The organism is Mycobacterium sp. ITM-2016-00317 (assembly GCF_002968295.1).
In the GTDB taxonomy this organism is placed as follows: domain Bacteria; phylum Actinomycetota; class Actinomycetes; order Mycobacteriales; family Mycobacteriaceae; genus Mycobacterium.
This window is the reverse complement of record NZ_CP134399.1, coordinates 21,502-40,422: the sequence shown is the minus strand read 5'-3', so window position 1 is coordinate 40,422 and position 18,921 is coordinate 21,502. Positions and strand designations below refer to the sequence as shown.

The window sequence follows — 18,921 nt, the reverse complement described above, 5'->3', positions numbered from 1 at the left end:
CCGTGACCGCCGACCTCCAACCGACCTCGATGTCGCGCCGTTACAGCGTCAAGATCGACTACCGACTGGGTGCCTCACCCGAGGTACGGGTCCTCGCGCCGGAACTGCAGCTGCACTGCGCAGCAGAAGACCTACCCCACACGTTTCCAGGCGAGAAGTTGTGCCTGCACCTTCCGGGAGAGTGGTCGCCGGACATGTACATCGCACACACCACGGTTCCGTGGACCAGCGAGTGGCTGTTCTACTACGAACTCTGGCTTATCACAGGGAGCTGGGACGGCGGCGGCCATGGTGAGCCCGGTTCGTCTCCAGACTCCGCACCAGACTCCGCAGGTGGACCCTAGCCGGCAAATGAGGTCCTGCGCCGTGCCGCAGCCTATTCGGCGCAGGCCAATCTGCCGGGGCAATGATCTACCCGCTCGTGAGCGAGCTCGCCGCCGACGGGATCCCCGTCGCGGTGACGTGCCGGGTACTGCAGCTCGCCCGCCAGCCCGTATTACCGTTGGCTGGCCCAGCCGATCACCACCGCCGAACTCACCGAGGCCTACCCTCCAACGCGCTGTTCGATGCCCACCGCGACGACCCGGAGTTCGGCTACCGCTACCTGGTCGCAGAGGCCGCCGATGCTGGTGAGCCGATGGCCGGGGGCACCGCGTGGCGGATCTGCGCACAGAATCGACTGCGGAGCGTGTTCGGTAAGAAGCGCGGTAACAACGGTAAAGTCGGGCCGCCGGTGCATGACGATCTGGTCGAGCGCGACTTCAACTGCGCATCGCCATCGTCGCCTGGATCTAACGCACCTACCACCGCCGGCGCCGACAGAGCCTGGTGCCGGTCACGGCGTTGTTGACGGTGGCCGGCCTCGGCCGTTCGACCCCGATCGAATACGAAGCCATCATGACCAGACCGGCCAGTCAGGCCGCGTGACCGAAGGCTGTCACCGAATCGTGCAGCAGAGCCGATTTCGGGTTTCGCAAGAGACTAAGCACATCTCGCGCCTACGATAGTTAGGTATTCGCGGAACTTCAACGCACGCGTTGTGTGTCGTCAGTTACCGCTCCGCCAAGGCTACAGACTATTCGCAGATCGGGTGTTCGCCCCATTCGCCAATCCTGTTCAAGCATTGCCGTCTTCATCGCTTCGATCGTGGCTCCCTCCCACTGAGCAGCCGTAGTCGCAAGGACAATCTCATCGACATGCAATGCGTGCGCGGCGATAACTCGTTTCCGGGCACCGCTCATACGTTGCTTTCGACTCCCAAATGTGTTGCTAGACTTCGCTTCGGCCATTGATAGCTTCCGATCGGTAAGCGCAAGTAGATCGGTCTCGCATACGGGGTCTCCCTCCGGTCCCAATAGCTCAAACTCGGCTGCGTCGGTGTAGCTGCGCCGAGAAGTAGACCGTAGGTACTTAGAAAGTAGCAACGGAACGTCTCCATTGTCCTGGAGCAGCTTTCGGGCAATGGGATGAAGATCGTAATACCAGGTGGGTTCTTCGACCGGATGTAGCCACAGTTGACGATCGAGGGCGTTTACTTCAAGGCAGCGGTCGCATCGGATCATCGAAGCCAGGCTGTCCACATGGACAAATGCGGAATGTTGGCACAAGAGGCACTTTGTAAGCAGTCCTCGCCTAAGAACGCCCGCTTTGAGTAACCCATCTACCCTGTCTCTGGCTTCGGCAGTGTCCGTGACACCCGCAATCGCGCATATGCCCGAAAAGTGCAAATATCCCTCCGAATTGACTACGCATCCCTCGCCACCGGGGTAATCATCTTTCGTAGATCGCGACCGATTGAATGCGAGGAGAGCAGCCAAGAAATCACTGGCGACGAGATCAGTCAACGCCTCTCGGCTGCCCATCATGGAAGCCAGCACGTTCGCCTGCGTGCCTGCAGTCGAAAGCCGAACGGACATCGCGTGAGTACTTGCGCGTGAGTTCGCCCAGTGGATCAACGACGGGAAGCTGAGCAGCGGACGAGCGAGTGATTGCGAAAGTGAAGCTCCTGATGGAATGAAGTCGGTTCGATGCGCCTGGTATGAAATCCCCCCTCTGCCCGCACGAACACGAGTGGCCTGGGCCTCCGTTGTTTCGACTAGCAACGCATCTTCAGGCAAAGCGATCGAAACGGGAAATTCGTAACCCCGGAGAGAAACGTCGACGTGCCAACATGTTGACTGCTCAAGCGGCTCAAGACCCGGCACCCCGATCCGAGGAAGGGGCGGGAGCATTGACAGATTCGCAGTGCCCGCCTCTTTCGTGACAGCAGTCGACCATTCCTGAGAGATGTTCTCCTTCAGGACGTAGTGGACCTTCCAGTACCGCGAAGGCGCTAGGGCGTCGGCACCCACTACCATCCACTTGTCATCTAGGTCCTTGTCGAGGATCAGGCTCGTGCGGTCGCGCCATTGTTGTGCACGGACCGCGGTTTCGCTTTCATCGAAAGTGGTGGATGTAAACAGAACTCGTTTCAGCTGTGTCGATGCGTGACGCACCAGTTCGTCGATTCCCGCTATGACGTGAGGATGGAGTTCGGTGTCTGCCCACCACTCTTCGGGGACCCAGATTCCGTATCGGTAGGTGCGGTCCCAAACCATAGCCAGCGCGAAGTCAGACGGTTTGTCGCCTAACACGATCAGCGCGTCGGACCGCTGGGGACCGTACGATTGGGCTCCATCCAAACCGACGAGCGTCCGTGCAAGGTAGGTTTCATACCTACCCTCGAAAGTGGCTGCTGTGCTAATACCTGGAAGACCCGCGGCGTTGTATTCGTGTGAAGAGAGCCGCCGCACTGCTGCTTTCTTGATGGAGTCGTCGACGTCTGCAATTTCATCGTTCGGCATTTCACTCAACCCCCAGCGACTCGCCGCTGCTACGGCGAGGGCGCCCTTCAAAGCTGGATTGGCGCCGATCGAGGTCTCGCCGTCGCGAACGTCGCTGACAGTTGCAACGGCCACCGGATCACCGGAGCTCGGGTGGCCCGCGGTTGAGAACCAGATGTTCCAGAGCGCGGAGAACTGCGGATTCGCAACTTCCAGCGGGTTCAGCAGAGGCGATCGATAGTTGGAGCAGACCGCCGATATTGCTTCCTGTGCGCGCCTCACGCCGTCCGCTAGCTCGGCGGGAAGCGCTTCAGCTGGAGGCGCGAGGACGCAGTCGGGGTCGTACTCTCGAAGCGAAGCAAGAATCGCAGGATGTACTACACCCTGCTCTGTCGGCACAACAACGAACCCGGCACCGGCCCAAGATGTAGTGACTAGGTGAAGCCCATGCATTGCTAATCGGTGCCAGTCATCGGTCGCCGGTACCACAAGGACAACGCGTGGTGCACGTAGCTGCATATGAGCTACTTCGTTGAAGTACACGCTTTGGTCAGACATCAGCACTCACGTCTCCGACCAGCGTGACTTGGTCCCCGTGGGCGATGTCGGCGTCTGCCGGCCTGTCGGAATTCATGCAGCTCCGTCGTCGGGCACCGCATTGTCCCGCACCATATTCAGAATCGAAACAATTGTGTCAACATCCGCCTCACCAAACACGTCGTCGGGACCCGTCGGTGCGTGGTCTATGTACGGCGACTCGTAGAGCCGCACAGGTTCCATGAAGCCGTTGGCTGTCAGTTCGGTGACGATAAGGTTCACGAAGCGAATCTGGTCCGCATTGAACTTCGTGCCGTCCAGGTATGCGCCGAACGCTTCGGCAGCGGCCTCGCGGTCCAGCCCGACTAGTGACCGCACGAACAACCCCAGGCCATGCGACTGCTCCTTGGCCAGGTCAATGTCGGCTTGCTCTCCCGTACCGCTCTCGATAAGCATCTGCTCCAACGAGGTGAGGTCGTCGGGGGTCAAGGGCTTGTTGCGTCGTAACCGTTGCAACGCAACGTGATCCTGGTGCTGTCTGAGATACGCGCGGGCCTTGGCCTGAAAACGTTCCCAGTTGGTGCCGGGTGTGACCCCTGGGAGGTCAACGAGGGTGGCTTCGCTGAGTTCGTCGGCGAAGTCGGTGTAGACCTGATTCCGTTTCACCTTCTCCAGGAACCGGAGCAAACCGCGTAGGTTGCGCCGCACGGATTCGAGCATCGGCAGGGTGACGTCGACCCACCACTCATCCCCGGCGACCTCTTCGAGAAGCATCTCCTGTGCCTTCACCGACGGGATCGCCATCTGGCTCAGTAGCCCAGTCGCGATGTTCTGGATCTGCTCACGTAGCCGTTCGGCCGCGACCGCATCGCCTTCGAGTTGGGCTAGTTGACGACGCAAGATCAGCATGTCGAAGCGCTTGGCGTCCTCGTCGTCGTCCCTGTGGGCTGACGGCAGCCCAGCGAGGTGTTCGGCGACGTCGCCGGCGACCTCGGGCGTCAGCGACGTCCAGGCCGGCCATTGCGAGTATTGCTCAACCAGCCTGCGGTGGGGGCGCACCAGGAAGTTGTCCAGGTTCATCCCCGTGACGGAGCGATGGAGCGACCACGCGACATCGACGCGCAATCCTCGTTCGGTTTCGGTGCCCTGTCCCTCTTCGGGTTCTGGTTCCGAGGGCGGCCACGCGTGGTCAATCGCGGTGATCAGCCCGAGGCGTGTTTCGAACAGGCGCTGGTTCAATGACTTCTGAAATGAGCCTTCCGATCCGGGCAGGTCCTGGCTGAAAAATTCGAGGTTGCCGCAAAAATCGAAGACATAGAAGTTCTGTTTATCCTTGCCGGGTCCGAAGAGGTCGGGACGTAGGCGAGTGCCACGGCCGATCATCTGCCAGAACTTGGTCTTGGACCGCACGAGCTTGAAGAAGACGAGGTTGACGACGTCGGGGACATCGATGCCGGTGTCGAGCATATCGACCGATATGGCGATGTGTGGCGCCTTGTCGGTGACGGAGAAGTCGTCGATCAGCGACTGAGCGTAGGCGGTGCTGTGGGTGATGACGCGGGCGAATGTTCCGGCGTACTGCGGATATTGGACGTCGAAGCGTCGCGCGATGAACTCGGCGTGTGCCTGGTTCTTGGCGAAGATGATGGTCTTGCCGAGCCGGTCACCCTCGGCGACGCGGTGGCCCTTGCTCATCAGTTCGGCGAGCACCTTGTCGACAGTGTCTTCGTTGAACAGAAACCGGTTGATCTCCTCGGAGCTCACCTCGTCAGGTGGATCTTCGTCGCCCCAATCCAGGGCGTCCCAGTCATCCTTCTCCTCTTCGGAGAGATCGGCGTAGCGGATACCTTGGCGTAGGAATTTGGTGCCGACGGAGATCCCGACAGCAGGTACCAGGAAGCCTTCCTTGACGGCGTCGTCGAGGCTGTAGGCGTCGGTGGGTACGCCGTCTTCGAGGTGGAAGAGTCGGTAGGTGTTGTGGTCGACTTCGTCTTTGGGGGTGGCGGTCAGGCCGACGAGCAGTGAGTCGTACCAGTCGAAGATAGCCCGGTACTTCTGGTAGACGGAGCGGTGGGCTTCGTCGATGACAACGAGGTCGAAGTAGCCGGGTCCGAATTTCCTGATGCCAGATTCGGTGTCGTTGATGAGGTTCATCATCGTCGGGTAGGTGCACACATACACCCGGCCATCGGTGATTTTTTCAGTGACCAGATTCACCGTGGTCGCACCAGGAAGGTGCCCCTTGAACGCGTTGGCGGCTTGAGTGACCAGTGCGGTGCGGTCGGCCAGGAACAGCACCCGTTTGACCCAGTTGGCTTCCATCAACTGCTTGACCAGAGCGATGACGGTGCGGGTCTTGCCCGAGCCGGTCGCCATCACTAATAACGCTTCACGTTGCTTGGCGGTGAATGCGTCGTCGATCGCGCGGATGGCGCGGTGCTGGTAGTGGCGCTCGACGATGGCCGAGTCGATCGGCATATCGGCCAACGGTTTGCGGGTGTCGCGGCGCTGGATCATTAATTCCAGCTCGTCGCGGGTGTAGAAACCCTGGATCTCCCGCGGCGGGTAGCCCCCAGCGTCGTCCCAGACCCAGTGTTCGAAACCGTTGGTGTAGAAGATGACCGGACGACGGGAGATCATCTGCTCCAGGCAATCGGCATAAAGTTTGGCCTGCTGCTGGCCGACCTGCGGGCTCTTGGTGGTGCGTTTCGCCTCCACGACCGCCAACGGCAGACCATCCTCGGCCCACAGCACGTAGTCGACGAAGCCCTTCCCATCCGAGGTGGGCATGCCGGTAACCGGGTATTCGCGGTCGCGGGCCTCGGCCAGCGGCCATCCGGCTTCGGCGAGCAGCAGGTCGATGAACGTGTCCCGGGTCTCGGTCTCGGAGTAATCGCGGTCATCGATCAGTTGGTTGGCCGCCTGGGCCTGTTTGACCGCCTCCCGCAATGCGGCGATCTCGGCATCCTTCTTGGCAGACTCTTCATCCTTCTCCGCCAACGCCTTGGCGTGAGCTTCATCCTGCGCGGCGAACTTCGCCGCGAGCCCGGCCGCTTCCTGCCGGCTCAGCGGTGCGGCCTTGGCGGCGAACTTCGGGTCGAATTGGAGCTGGAGCGGAGCGGCCTTGGGGTAGGCCGAATGGTGGAACACTGCCCATACCGTTACGTTGTGCAACTCGCGCAGCACACCGAGAGCAATCTGCGGGGCGATCGGCTTCTGGTCATGCACGGCCGCGTTACCGGCCTTGCGGATCAAGTTGAGCTTGTGTGCGATTGCGGTCGGTACCTTTACCCGAAACCCGGCATCGTTGATCCGGGCTGCCAGGTCGTCCCTATAAGGGACCGGCAGATCGAACAGGTCGTAAAGCAGGCCGACGAGTTGTTCGATCGCTCGCCGGGCATAGATGCAGGCCGAGCGTGGATCACTGGTGAGATAGCTCTCGGCGCGGGTGCAGTCTGTCTGGATCGCCGGCCAGTCTGCGGCACCCAGGAAGGCGAAGTTACTCATGTTTTTCCCCGGTTCGACCACCAGTGGACGCCAGGGCTGAACTAGACAAGTCGCACCTTCTCAAAGTATTCGGAATGCCTTTTCACCAGCTTGGATACGTCATGGTCCCTGATATTTGAGAACCTGCTTCCGAAGCCGCGCAGTCCGACGGCGACGCCCCCCGCTTGCGCTGCGGTGTAGGCATCTTTGAGAACGGCATCGTTGGTCGAGAAGTAGTTGTGTACGGCGCCTGTGACCGATTCGCTTAGAGGGCGCCAGTCGCCCTTCTTGCCTTCGGCTGCTCCGAGGAGATGCACTGCTTCGATCCGCGGAGCGTCCGAGCTGGTGCCGAGTGTCTCAGCGGCAGTGACGACAGCGCGGCCGCCCAGGCTGTGACCGACGAGAATGTAGCTGGCGCAGTTCGTGCGTGCGAGCACGCCGGCAAGAGCTGCCCTTGTTTTGTCCGCCCGCGTCATCGCCACGTGCCATGGGTTCTTCAGAATGTCGGCTGCCAGGAGAACCGGCGCGACCGCCCCCAGGCGCTTTGCTCCCACCTTGGTCGCCCGCGCCGCCATGGCCGCGATGCCGCCAGCCGCCTGTCCTGCGCCGACATTTTTGAGAAGAAGACCAGCCAGGGCCTTGAGCTCTTTACTACCCCAACGCAGTCGGTAGATCGGAGAATTTGGGTATCGCTTCTCGACCATCTGCATGGCCGCCCGCCACTGTGGGTCGGTCTCGGTCATGAATCCCCGGGCAACCACCACCGGGGTCCCTAGGCCGTCCCGGAACTTCTCGATCCGGAAGGACTTGTCCTCACCGATGTAAGCGCTTGTGACGCTGGCACCAAGCGCACCACCTAGCGCTGCCCCCGCGGCTGCGACGACATAGGTTCCACCGACCATACCCAACCCGCCGGCGGCCAAAGAACCTCCACCGAGCATCGCCAATCCGTATGAGGCGGCGGCGGCACCAGAGAATCCGGCGAGGCTGCCAATCGCTCCGCCGATTGCGGGTGCAGCCATTACACCGCCCGTGCCGACCACCGCAGCAGCAAGCACACCGAGGGATGTCAATCGCGAGGCCATGGCCAGGTTGCTTCTCTCGAAGATCTGCAGGTCCCCATATTGCTCAAGGGCGTCGACCTTATGGTTCGCCCGTTCGAAACTCGGAATCTCGTGTCCGTGTTCAGCGCAGAAACGTGGCAACCTCACCGATCCGAAGCTGCGGACGGCCATGTGATCGCACCACGCTGCCGCACAACCCAGCGTAGGTGTGCCACAAGTAGCACACAGGTAGGTCGGGACGATGCCGCCGGAGCCGACAACCTTGCGGTGCGTACTGAGCGTGAAGCAGCCCGAGCACCAACCGTCCACGCCCGTCGGCCCTACGAAGTCCACAAGCGCGGCTATCTTGGCCGCGGTCTTTGCGTGGCTGTCTGCTAGCTTTCGGTAGCTCTTCTTCTTCTCCTCCAACTTGAACTTGCGAAACTGCTTCTCGTTCTTGGCATAAGCCCACGCATTGTGGCGCAGCGCAGGGTTGCGAAGCATCGCTTCGTCCCCTTCGACTTTCGGCTCGACGTCCGTCAGCGTCCCCGTCAATGCCAGAAGACGGCCCATGGGCGACCGGACCTCACAGATCATTCCGTCATGCGAGACGGGCTTGAAGAAGATGCCATTACGGACGCCCATGGTGATCCTTCGAGGTCCCGCTAGAGCTGACCGGAGAACGCGCGGTATTGAAGTGACGCGAACAGTTCGCCCAGCTGCTCCGAAGATCCCCCCAACCGATCAGACAATCCATCGATACTGTTCAACCTAGTTACGAACTGCTGCTGCTCGTCGAGAGAGGGCAGCGGCAGCGGCATCTGTTTGATGATCCCCATGTTCAGCCCGTCCATGATCGCACCCTTGGTCTGGCGCGTCAGATACGCGCGTGATGTGGGGTGCCACAAGAATGAGGCACGTACGAACTCCGGCAGGGCGACGCACGGATCTAACGTGATTGCGCAGATGTGCTTCGTATTAATTGCTGTACCAACATCTTGGGGTACCACCACGCAGCGTCCGCACGTACCCATGATGCTTACCAGGACGTCGCCGGGCTGCACTGTATAGCGCTTCAAGAGCTCGTACTTTTCCGGTGTGATGAACCGCCGCTCGCCCCACGTAAACGAGTTGCCAACCACGTTGTCGAGTCCCAGTACCGAAATGCCCTCGGGGACGAACTCACTGTGTAGGAGTTGGCTCCCGAATGGACCCGTCCTGATCGATCCCTTCTCGGGCAGCGCAACATGGTCAATAGTGACGTATTCGCCGACATACCGGCCGAACATTTCGAGGAAGACTGCCCTTCCAGCCTCCTCAGCAAGCGTCGTCGTCCGCAGCCGCGCTGTTCGAAGTATGTCTGCGTGATCGAGGATTGCGGCGACGCGGCGCTGTTCGTCGAGTTCGGGGATAGCGATCTGGATGTTAGCCACCTGTGCCGGGCGCGCGCGCAATAGGGAACCTCCAACGCCTGCAACAGTCTGCATGAACTGTCGATGAAAGGTGTCGCCAAGAAGGTAGTGCCGCAGCCATCGCGGGTCGGCCGAATCGGACCGGAACACTATCCATTCGCCCGAGGCGATGATCCGACGGCCGCGACTTTGACCGACGATCCATGCCCGTCGGATGTGGGGGACGATCCGTGACAACAACACGTCCCCCGGCGAAACGACCTGCTTCGACGAACCAATATCAGTCCCTGCAAGGATTTCGGCGCTTCCGTGGTCGTGGGCCGGAATGCTGTATAGATCAAACTTCTCGTCTGGAAACTTGGAGGGATCAACTGAACCCGCTCGCTTAACCATGAGGGTTCCGAGGGTTGTTTGCTTCACCTCAACATCTCCTTCAACTCCGCCAACCCCGCGGCGATCTCGCCCTCGATCTCTTCGATCTCGGCGATGATCTCCACTGGCGCCCGGTGCTCAACCTCGACGTGAACAATCTCCTTATACCGATTCAGCGACAGGTCGTATCCCTGTGCCACGATGTCATCCTTCGACACGCAGAACGACTGTTCGGTCTTTGCCCGCTCAAGTTCAGCGCCAGACCGTTCTTTCCACCTTTTCAACACGTCGGGCAGATCATTCGCCTCGACCGGGTTCCGCTTGTCATCCAGCGAGAATCCGTCGGCCGTCACGTCGTAGAACCAAACGTGTTCCGTACCACCGGAGTTGGTTTTGGTAAACAGCAGCATCGCCGTCGAGACACCCGCATAGGGCCGGAAGACCCCGGAAGGCAGCTTCACGACCCCGTCAAGCCTCTGGTCTTCGACCAAAATTCGCCGAAGATCCTTGTGCGCCTTCGATGATCCGAACAGCACCCCATCGGGCACGATGACGGCCGCGCGCCCACCGGGCTTCAACAGCTTGAGGAACAATGCTACAAACAGCAGTTCGGTCTTCTTAGTTTTGACGACCCGTTGCAGATCCTTTGAGGTCGATTCGTAGTCCAAGGAACCGGCGAATGGAGGATTCGCGAGGATCAGCGTGTACTTTTCTGCGTCCTCAGAAGCGCCCTCGGACAGCGAGTCCCGGTAGCGAATGTCTGGAGCTTCAATGCCATGCATCAGCATGTTCATGCTGGCGATTCGCAGCATCGTGTTGTCGAAGTCGTAACCGTGGAACATGCTCGCGTGGAAGTGCTTCCGCTGTGCCGCATCGGTAAGGACCGACGGATGCTGCTCCCGGATGTAATCCGAGGCCGCGACAAGAAAGCCCGCCGTACCACAGGCCGGGTCACAGATCTCCTCCGCCGGCTGGGGTGCAGTCATGTCGACCATCAGTTTGATGATGTGCCGCGGTGTGCGGAATTGGCCGTTCTGACCAGCGCTGGCGATCTTGGACAGCATGTACTCGTAGAGGTCGCCATTCGTGTCCCGGTCGGCCATCGGGATCTCGTCCAGTAGATCGACCACCCGCGACAACAGCTGGGGAGTCGGGATGGTGAACCGAGCGCCTTCCATGTGTTGGGCATACGTCGAGCCGTCACCACCCAATGCCCGCAGGAACGGGAACACCTTTTCCCCGACGGTTGCGAACATGACGGCCGGTTCCTCGTTCTTAAACCGCGACCACCGCAGCTCCTGCTGATCGGGTTCGAACCGCAAGCCCTCGGCCTTGCCGGTCACCCGGGCCTTCTTCTCGGCGAGTGTCTCTAGATCGTCGAGGCGCCGGATGAACAGCAGATAGGTGATCTGCTCGATGACCTCCAGCGGGTTAGAGATGCCGCCGGACCAGAACGCGTCCCAAACCCGGTCGACCTTGCTCTTCAACTCACCGGTGATCACGGCACCCCTCATCTCGTCGTTCTGAACTGAACGGAACTGTATATACGGCTGGGCCGACAAGTACGCGGGATCCAGCCGACTGCAGCCGTTATTCGTTCCCCTTCACGGCGCCCCGACCGAAGCCCCACCGGATAGCCGCGTCCAGCTCCGCCACGTACTTGGCCTCGAGCTGCTCGTCATGCTGACGCTTGATCCACGAGGGGTGCGTTGCATTGAGGATGTACGGAACACCCTTCGGAAGGCGGCCCCTAGGGTGCTCGAACGGCTTCAGCGACACCCGCGCCCCCGGATAGAAGAATTCCACGACGCGCTCGGCGTCACGGCCCAGCGTGATCACCAGTCGCGGCCGGACGATCTCAAGTTCGCGGTGCAGAAAAGGGGAGCAATTGACGAGTTCGTGCTCACGCGACGCGCGATTCTTCGGCGGGTGGCAGTGCACCGCATTGCTGATGAACAGGTCCACCTTCTTGAGACCCGCACGCTCGATGGCGGCGTCGATCAGATCGCCGCTGCCGCCGGTGAATGGAATCTGGGTCTCGATGCACTTCTCACACAAGCTTTGGCCAACCAGTGCTACCGGTGAGGTCAAGCAGCCATACCCCGGAGCGGATGCGGTGACGTGGGCGACGTTCATCCCGTCGCAGCGCCGACAAGTCCTGATCTCGTTATCGAGGACGATCTTGCTACGCCACCGCGGTGCCATGGTGTCGCCGGGCGCGGACCTGAGGCTCACCACGGAGTGTAGAAAGATCGGGGTGTCCGTCGGACGGAAAGCTGGCTACCGGTCCCAGCACCATCGTTGCTGACCGAAATGGGGACCTAGCAGCGGAAGTCCCCGACCCCTTTGAATCAGCGGCTCCCGACGAAACAGCCCCACCAAACACAAAGGTCACGAACCATTTCCGGTTCGTGACCTTCGTGTCTGGAGTTCGTAGAACTCCTCGCTGTGGGCGAAGGGGGACTTGAACCCCCACGTCCCGAAGGACACTGGCACCTGAAGCCAGCGCGTCTGCCATTCCGCCACTCGCCCGAATGACCGAGGAAGCCTATCACGCAGGCATCCCGGCTTCACCACCGTACTGGCGGACCCCCCAGAACTCCAAAACGGCCGGTCACAGGGCCTTGACCTGCGTCGATGTGATTCTCACAATTCCGATGGTCACGCATCGCCCCAGTTGGCCGATACCATGCATACAGGCATCGTCACCAGCCGACACGCTGAGGGCGTCACCGCGCGGATCACCCCGCGCACACGGCAAGGGAGGCGAGCGGGGAGATGGGGTTGGTCGGCCGCTTCGAGCGCAAGCTCGAGGACAAGGTCGGCGACGCTTTTGCCCGGGTGTTCGGCGGATCGATCGTCCCGCAGGAAGTTGAGTCGCTACTGCGCCGGGAAGCCGACGCCGGCGCGCGAGAACTGCATGGTGGACGCATTTTGGCCCCGAACGACTACGTCATTACCCTCAGTGTGCCTGACTATCGGAAGGTGAGTGCCGACCCGGACATCACCTCGACCACGTTCGCCAAGCACTTGGAGGGATACATCCATGAGCAGGGTTGGCAAACGTATGGTGATCTGGTCGTCAGATTCGAGCAGTCACCCAACCTGCACACCGGACAGTTTCGCGCGCGTGCCGCGGTCAATCCAGACGCGACCACAGTCGAACCCGCTCCACCCCCACGAGACGTCACGTCCCAGGCAGAACCAGGAGTACCACCGATGACCGACAACCCGACTTACCGCGGCGGCCAAGGACCCGGTCGGCCCGCAGACGACTACTACAACCGTCCCGAGAACCGCCCCGACGACGAGCGCCACAACCGCGCCGACGAGCCGCGCGGCGGCTACCCGCAGGGCGACCAGGGCGGCTACCCGGCCCAGGACCAGGGCGCTTACCCGCCCCGCGGCGGTTACCCCGACCAGGGTGGCTACCCGGAGCAGGGCGGCTACCCGGACCAGGGCGGCTACCCCGAACAGGGCGGCTACCCCCCGCAGTCCTACGAGCAGCGCCCGCCGGCCGGTTACGGCCCGCCGCAGGGCCCCCAGGGCGGCTACCCCGACCAGGGCTACCGCCAGGCCCCTCCCGGATACGGCCCGCCCCAGGGCGGTCAGCCCGGCTACGGGCCGCCGTCGGGCGACTACGACTACGGCCGTCGCCCCGACGAAGGCGGTTACCCGCCCCCGGCCCGGCCCTCCTACCCCGATCAGGGCGGCTACCCGGACCAGGGCGGCTATGGCGGTCAGGGCGGTCAGCAAGCCTACGGCCGCCAGGACTACGCACAGCACGATTACGGCCGCTACGGCGAGGCACCCGCCGCTTACGGCGAGCCCGGATACAACGAGCCCGCCGGCTACGGCGAGCAGGGCTACGGACAGGCCGCCGGCTACGGCGGATACGGCGCCCAGGGCGACTACGCGGTCGCCGGAACCACCGTCACCCTGCAGCTCGACGACGGCAGCGGCCGCACCTACCAGCTGCGCGAAGGCGCCAATGTGATCGGTCGCGGCCAGGACGCCCAGTTCCGCCTGCCCGACACGGGCGTGTCGCGTCGCCACCTGGAAATCCGCTGGGACGGTCAGGTCGCGCTATTGTCAGACCTCAACTCCACCAACGGCACCACGGTGAACAACGCTCCGGTTCAGGAGTGGCAGCTGGCCGACGGCGACGTCATCCGGCTCGGTCACTCCGAGATCATCGTCCGCGTCCACTGAGGTCAGGCCACACGGGGGTCGCGGTCGCGCGGTGCTCACGCCGGCCGTCGCCCACGTTTGGTGGCGGTCGCGCGAGGAGTATCACCGGGACGGAGAGGACGTCAGATGCAGGGCCTGGTACTGCAGCTGACCCGCGTCGGCTTCCTCCTGCTGCTGTGGCTGTTCATCTGGTCGGTGCTGCGCATCCTGCGCACCGACATCTACGCGCCGACCGGCGCGGTGATGGTCCGCCGCGGGCTGGCACTGCGCGGTTCGCTGCTGCCGAAGGCCAACCGCAGGCACGTGGCACGGCAGCTGGTGGTCACCGAGGGCGCGCTGGCCGGCACCCGCATCCCGCTGGGGACGCAACCGGTGCTGATCGGCCGCGCCGATGACTCCACGCTCGTGCTGACCGACGATTACGCCTCGACGCGCCATGCCAGACTCTCGCCACGCGGTCCGGAATGGTATGTAGAGGACCTAGGATCGACCAACGGCACATACCTCGACAGGGCGAAGGTGACGACAGCTGTACGAGTTCCGATGGGCACGCCTGTGCGAATCGGCAAGACGGTGATAGAGCTGCGCCCGTGACACTCGTCCTTCGATACGCGGCCCGCAGCGACCGGGGGTTGGTGCGCGCCAACAACGAAGACTCGGTCTACGCGGGCGCCCGGCTGCTCGCGCTCGCCGACGGCATGGGCGGCCACGCCGCAGGCGAGGTGGCCTCGCAGCTGGTGATCGCCGCGCTGGCCCACCTCGACGACGACGAACCCGGCGGCGATCTGCTCAGCAAGCTCGACTCGGCGGTGCGCGAAGGCAATGCCGCAATCGCCGCGCACGTGGAGGCCGACCCCGAGCTCGAGGGCATGGGCACCACGCTGACGGCAATCCTGTTCGCGGGCAACCGGCTTGGCCTGGTGCACATCGGTGACTCCCGCGGCTACCTGTTGCGCGACGGCGAGCTCACCCAGATCACCAAGGACGACACGTTCGTCCAGACCCTGGTCGACGAGGGCCGGATCACCGCCGAGGAGGCCCACAGCCACCCGCAGCGCTCGCTGATCATGCGGGCGCTGACGGGCCACGAGGTGGAGCCGACGCTGATCATGCGCGAGGCCCGCGCCGGCGACCGCTACCTGTTGTGCTCGGACGGCCTGTCCGACCCGGTCAGCCACGACACCATCGCCGAGGCGCTGCAGCTCGAGGACGTCGCCGAAAGCGCGGACCGGCTCATCGAATTGGCCCTGCGCGGCGGCGGGCCCGACAACGTCACCGTGGTGGTGGCCGACGTCGTGGACTACGACTACGGCCAGACCCAGCCCATCCTGGCGGGCGCGGTGTCCGGCGACGACGACCAGACCGCTCCCCCGAACACCGCCGCAGGCCGTGCATCGGCGTTCAACCCGAAGCGCAACGCCGCCAAACGTGTTGTGCCGCAGCCGGAAGAACCTCCACCGCGACCGCGGTCCAAGCGACGCACGATCATCGCCGCCGCGGTGCTGGTCCTGGTGGTGCTGGCCGGCCTGGCCGTCGGACGCGAGATCGTCCGCAACAACTACTACGTCAGCGAGAACGCAGGCACCGTCTCGATCATGCGAGGCGTGGACGGCTCGTTTCTCGGGATCTCCCTGCAGGAGCCCTACCTTCTCGGCTGCCTCAACGATCGTAACGAGCTCTCCCTGATCAGCGCCGACCAGTCCCGCGACAACCTCGACTGCCGTCCGCTCGCAGTCGACGACATGCGGCCGTCCGAACGCGCTCAGGTGATCGCGGGCCTTCCGTCCGGCTCCCTCGACGAAGCCATCCGCCAGATCGAGGAACTGTCCCGCAGCTCCGTCCTCCCGGTGTGCGCGCCCCCTGCCCCACCGCCGACGACCCGACCGCCCGCTCCTGCTCCACGGCCCTCCCCCTCGGCAGGGCCGTCGTCGACTTCTGTGGCACCGCAGACCACCTCGGCCGCGCCGCGCACCAGCGCAGCGCCCGAAACACCGCGCACCGTCGCGAGTTCCGCTCCCCTGCCGTCCCCGTCGGCCCCACCGCCGTCACCGTCTCCGTCTCCGCTGCCGACGGTGACCGCGCTGCCTCCCCCACCGCCTGAACCGGGAACGAACTGCCGGGAAGTCTCATGACGACCCAACCGCAGCCCGCCGTGGCGGTGACGCCCCCGCTGCCCAACCGCCGCAACGCCGAACTGGCTCTGCTCGGTTTCGCCGCGCTGATCACCACGGTGGCGTTACTTCTGGTCGAGGCCAACCAGGAGCAAGGGCTGCGCTGGGATCTGGCCCAGTACACGGTGGCCTATCTGGCCCTGTTCACCGGCGCGCACCTCGCCGTGCGCCGCTTCGCGCCGTACGCCGACCCGCTGCTGCTGCCCGTGGTCGCCCTGCTGAACGGGTTGGGGCTGGTGATGATTCACCGTCTCGACCTCGCCGAGGGCACCACCGCCGCGCAGGGGCTCGGTGGCACCGCCAACCAGCAGATGCTGTGGACGCTGGCCGGGGTGCTCGGCTTCTCGGCCGTGGTGATCTTCCTGCGCGACCACCGCATGCTGTCCAGGTACGGCTACGTCTGCGGCCTCACCGGACTGATCCTGCTGGCGATCCCGGCGGTGCTGCCCCGCGAGATGTCCGAGCAGAACGGCGCCAAGATCTGGATTCGGTTCGAGGGCTTCTCGATTCAGCCCGCAGAGTTCTCCAAGATCCTGCTGCTGATCTTCTTCGCCGCCGTACTGGTGTCCAAGCGCAGCCTGTTCACCAGCGCCGGAAAGCACGTGCTCGGAATGGATCTGCCGCGGCCTCGCGACCTGGCCCCGCTGTTGGCCGCCTGGATCGCGTCGGTCGGCGTGATGATCTTCGAGAAGGACCTCGGCACGTCGCTGCTGCTGTACGCGTCGTTCCTGGTGATGGTCTACATCGCCACCGAGCGGTTCAGCTGGGTGGTACTCGGGTTGTCGCTGTTCGCCGCCGGAAGTGTGGTCGCCTACTACGTTTTCGACCACGTCCGGGTCCGGGTGCAGACCTGGCACGACCCGTTCGCCGACCCCGACGGCGCCGGCTACCAGATGGTGCAGTCGTTGTTCAGCTTCGCCACCGGCGGCATCTTCGGCACCGGCCTGGGTAACGGGCAGCCGGGCACGGTACCGGCCGCCTCCACCGACTTCATCATCGCCGCGATCGGTGAAGAGCTTGGGCTGGTTGGTCTTTCGGCAGTGCTGTTGCTCTACACGATCGTGATCATCCGTGGGATGCGCACCGCGATCGCGGTGCGCGACAGCTTCGGCAAGCTTCTTGCCGCCGGCCTGGCCGCCACGTTGGCGATCCAGCTGTTCATCGTCGTCGGCGGCGTCACCAAACTGATCCCGCTGACCGGGCTGACCACACCGTGGATGTCCTACGGTGGCTCGTCTCTGGTGGCCAACTATCTGCTGCTGGGCATCCTGGTCTGCATCTCGCACGCCGCGCGCCTGCCCATCGGCGCCAGGACGCTGCCCCCCGGCAACATCGCGGCTGCGCGCACCGAGGTGATCCAGAAGGTATGAACACCTCACTGCGCCGCATCTCGGTCATGATCATGGCTCTGGTCGTGCTGCTGCTCGCCAACGCCACGCTGACCCAGGTGTTCACCGCCGACGGCCTGCGCTCGGATCCCCGCAACCAGCGGGTGCTACTCGACGAGTACTCGCGGCAGCGCGGCCAGATCTCGGCAGGCGGGCAACTGCTCGCCTACTCGGTGTCCACCGAGGGCCGGTTCCGTTTCCTGCGCGTCTACCCGAACCCGATGACGTACGCGCCCGTGACGGGGTTCTACTCGCTGAGCTATTCGAGCTCCGGCCTGGAACGTGCCGAGGACACCGTGCTCAACGGTTCCGACGAGCGGCTGTTCGGGCGACGCCTGGCCGACTTCTTCACCGGCCGTGACCCCCGCGGCGGCAACGTCTCCACCACCATCAACCCGCAGGTCCAGCAGGCCGCGTGGGACGCGATGGAGAAGGGCTGCGACGGTCCGTGCACGGGCTCGGTGGTGGCCCTGGAGCCGTCGACCGGGAAGATCCTGGCGATGGTCTCGGCCCCGTCCTACGATCCCAACCTGCTGGCCTCCCACGACGTCGCCGAACAGGCCGAGGTGTGGCAGAAGCTGCGCGACGACCCGCAGTCGCCGCTGCTCAACCGCGCGATCGCCGAGACCTACCCGCCCGGGTCGACGTTCAAGGTGGTGACCACCGCGGCCGCGCTGCAGGCCGGCGCGACGCCGGACACACAGCTGACCGCGGCGCCGCAGATCCCGCTGCCCGACAGCACCGCGACGCTGCAGAACTTCGGCGGCACGTCGTGCGGAGCAGGCCCGACCACGTCGCTGCAGAACGCGTTCGCGAACTCCTGCAACACCGCCTTCGTCCAACTCGGCATCGAGACCGGCGCCGACCAGTTACGCAACACTGCAAACGCTTTCGGGATCGGCGAGGCCCCGCCGGCCATCCCGTTGCAGGTTGCCGAATCGACGGAGGGACCGATCGTCGACGATGCGGCGCTCGGCATGTCCAGCATCGGCCAGCGCGACGTCGCACTCACGCCGCTGCAGAACGCGACGATCGCGGCGACCGTCGCGAACAAGGGGGTGACGATGCGTCCTTACCTGGTGGACAGCCTCAAGGGGCCGGACCTTGCGAACATCGCCACCACCGCCCCAACCGAAGAGCGGCGGGCGGTCACCGAACAGGTCGCAGATACACTTACGGACTTGATGGTCGCCGCCGAGCAGGTGACTCAGCAGAAGGGAGCCATCGCCGGCGTGCAGATCGCATCCAAGACCGGCACTGCGGAGCACGGCACGGACCCGCGCAACACGCCGCCGCATGCCTGGTACATCGCCTTCGCGCCCGCTCAGGCACCCAAAGTGGCGGTCGCGGTGCTTGTCGAGAACGGTGGCAACCGCCTGTCGGCCACCGGCGGCGCGCTGGCGGCCCCGATCGGCCGCGCGACGATCGCCGCGGCGCTGAGAGGGCCCTCATGAGCCACCTTGCCGGAGGCGAAAAATGAGCCACCTTGCCGGAGGCGA

The 18,921-nt window shown here is 63.6% G+C and carries 12 protein-coding genes and 1 tRNA gene; 6 read left to right on the top strand and 7 right to left on the bottom strand.

Features of this window, described 5'->3' with window-relative positions:
* Positions 1–421: 421 nt before the first annotated feature.
* The gene (locus C6A87_RS00165) at positions 422–850 is read left to right on the top strand and encodes a hypothetical protein (RefSeq protein WP_311115428.1); all 429 of its coding nucleotides are present in this window, start codon (positions 422–424) and stop codon (positions 848–850) included.
* A gap of 175 nt (positions 851–1,025) precedes the next feature.
* Here C6A87_RS00165 and C6A87_RS00160 read toward each other — a convergent pair whose 3' ends face one another.
* The 7 genes from C6A87_RS00160 to C6A87_RS00130 form a co-directional block, all read right to left on the bottom strand.
* Positions 1,026–3,104, bottom strand: a complete 2,079-nt coding sequence (locus C6A87_RS00160; RefSeq protein ID WP_311115427.1) for a hypothetical protein — start codon at positions 3,102–3,104, stop codon at positions 1,026–1,028.
* Between the two features lie 348 nt (positions 3,105–3,452).
* Positions 3,453–6,866 (bottom strand): DEAD/DEAH box helicase family protein, encoded by a 3,414-nt coding sequence (locus C6A87_RS00155; protein WP_311115426.1) that lies wholly within the window; start codon positions 6,864–6,866, stop codon positions 3,453–3,455.
* Positions 6,867–6,907: 41 nt separating this feature from the next.
* The gene (locus C6A87_RS00150) at positions 6,908–8,533 is read right to left on the bottom strand and encodes a DUF726 domain-containing protein (protein WP_311115425.1); all 1,626 of its coding nucleotides are present in this window, start codon (positions 8,531–8,533) and stop codon (positions 6,908–6,910) included.
* Positions 8,534–8,553: 20 nt separating this feature from the next.
* Complete coding sequence (locus C6A87_RS00145) at positions 8,554–9,720, bottom strand: restriction endonuclease subunit S (protein ID WP_311115424.1); 1,167 nt, start codon at positions 9,718–9,720, stop codon at positions 8,554–8,556.
* Positions 9,717–11,174, bottom strand: coding sequence for a class I SAM-dependent DNA methyltransferase (locus tag C6A87_RS00140; protein ID WP_311115423.1), 1,458 nt, complete (start codon positions 11,172–11,174; stop codon positions 9,717–9,719). The genes C6A87_RS00145 and C6A87_RS00140 overlap by 4 nt, the downstream gene beginning before the upstream one ends.
* Before the next feature lie 88 nt (positions 11,175–11,262).
* Positions 11,263–11,808 (bottom strand): uracil-DNA glycosylase family protein, encoded by a 546-nt coding sequence (locus tag C6A87_RS00135; RefSeq protein ID WP_311115422.1) that lies wholly within the window; start codon positions 11,806–11,808, stop codon positions 11,263–11,265.
* A 313-nt stretch (positions 11,809–12,121) separates the two neighbouring features.
* Positions 12,122–12,204 (bottom strand) — tRNA-Leu (locus tag C6A87_RS00130).
* 246 nt (positions 12,205–12,450) lie between these two features.
* Here C6A87_RS00130 and C6A87_RS00125 point away from each other — a divergent pair.
* The 5 genes from C6A87_RS00125 (at position 12,451) to pbpA (ending at position 18,876) form a co-directional block, all read left to right on the top strand.
* Positions 12,451–13,884, top strand: a complete 1,434-nt coding sequence (locus C6A87_RS00125; protein ID WP_311115421.1) for an FhaA domain-containing protein — start codon at positions 12,451–12,453, stop codon at positions 13,882–13,884.
* Positions 13,885–13,989: 105 nt separating this feature from the next.
* Positions 13,990–14,457 (top strand): FHA domain-containing protein, encoded by a 468-nt coding sequence (locus tag C6A87_RS00120; RefSeq protein WP_311115420.1) that lies wholly within the window; start codon positions 13,990–13,992, stop codon positions 14,455–14,457.
* A complete protein-coding gene (locus C6A87_RS00115; RefSeq protein WP_311115419.1) occupies positions 14,454–15,995 on the top strand; it encodes a protein phosphatase 2C domain-containing protein in 1,542 nt (513 codons plus the stop codon). The genes C6A87_RS00120 and C6A87_RS00115 overlap by 4 nt, the downstream gene beginning before the upstream one ends.
* A complete protein-coding gene (locus C6A87_RS00110; protein ID WP_311115418.1) occupies positions 15,992–17,404 on the top strand; it encodes an FtsW/RodA/SpoVE family cell cycle protein in 1,413 nt (470 codons plus the stop codon). Before C6A87_RS00115 ends, C6A87_RS00110 begins: the two co-directional genes overlap by 4 nt.
* Positions 17,401–18,876 (top strand): D,D-transpeptidase PbpA, encoded by a 1,476-nt coding sequence (gene pbpA, locus C6A87_RS00105; RefSeq protein WP_311115417.1) that lies wholly within the window; start codon positions 17,401–17,403, stop codon positions 18,874–18,876. Before C6A87_RS00110 ends, pbpA begins: the two co-directional genes overlap by 4 nt.
* The last annotated feature ends 45 nt before the right edge of the window (positions 18,877–18,921 follow it).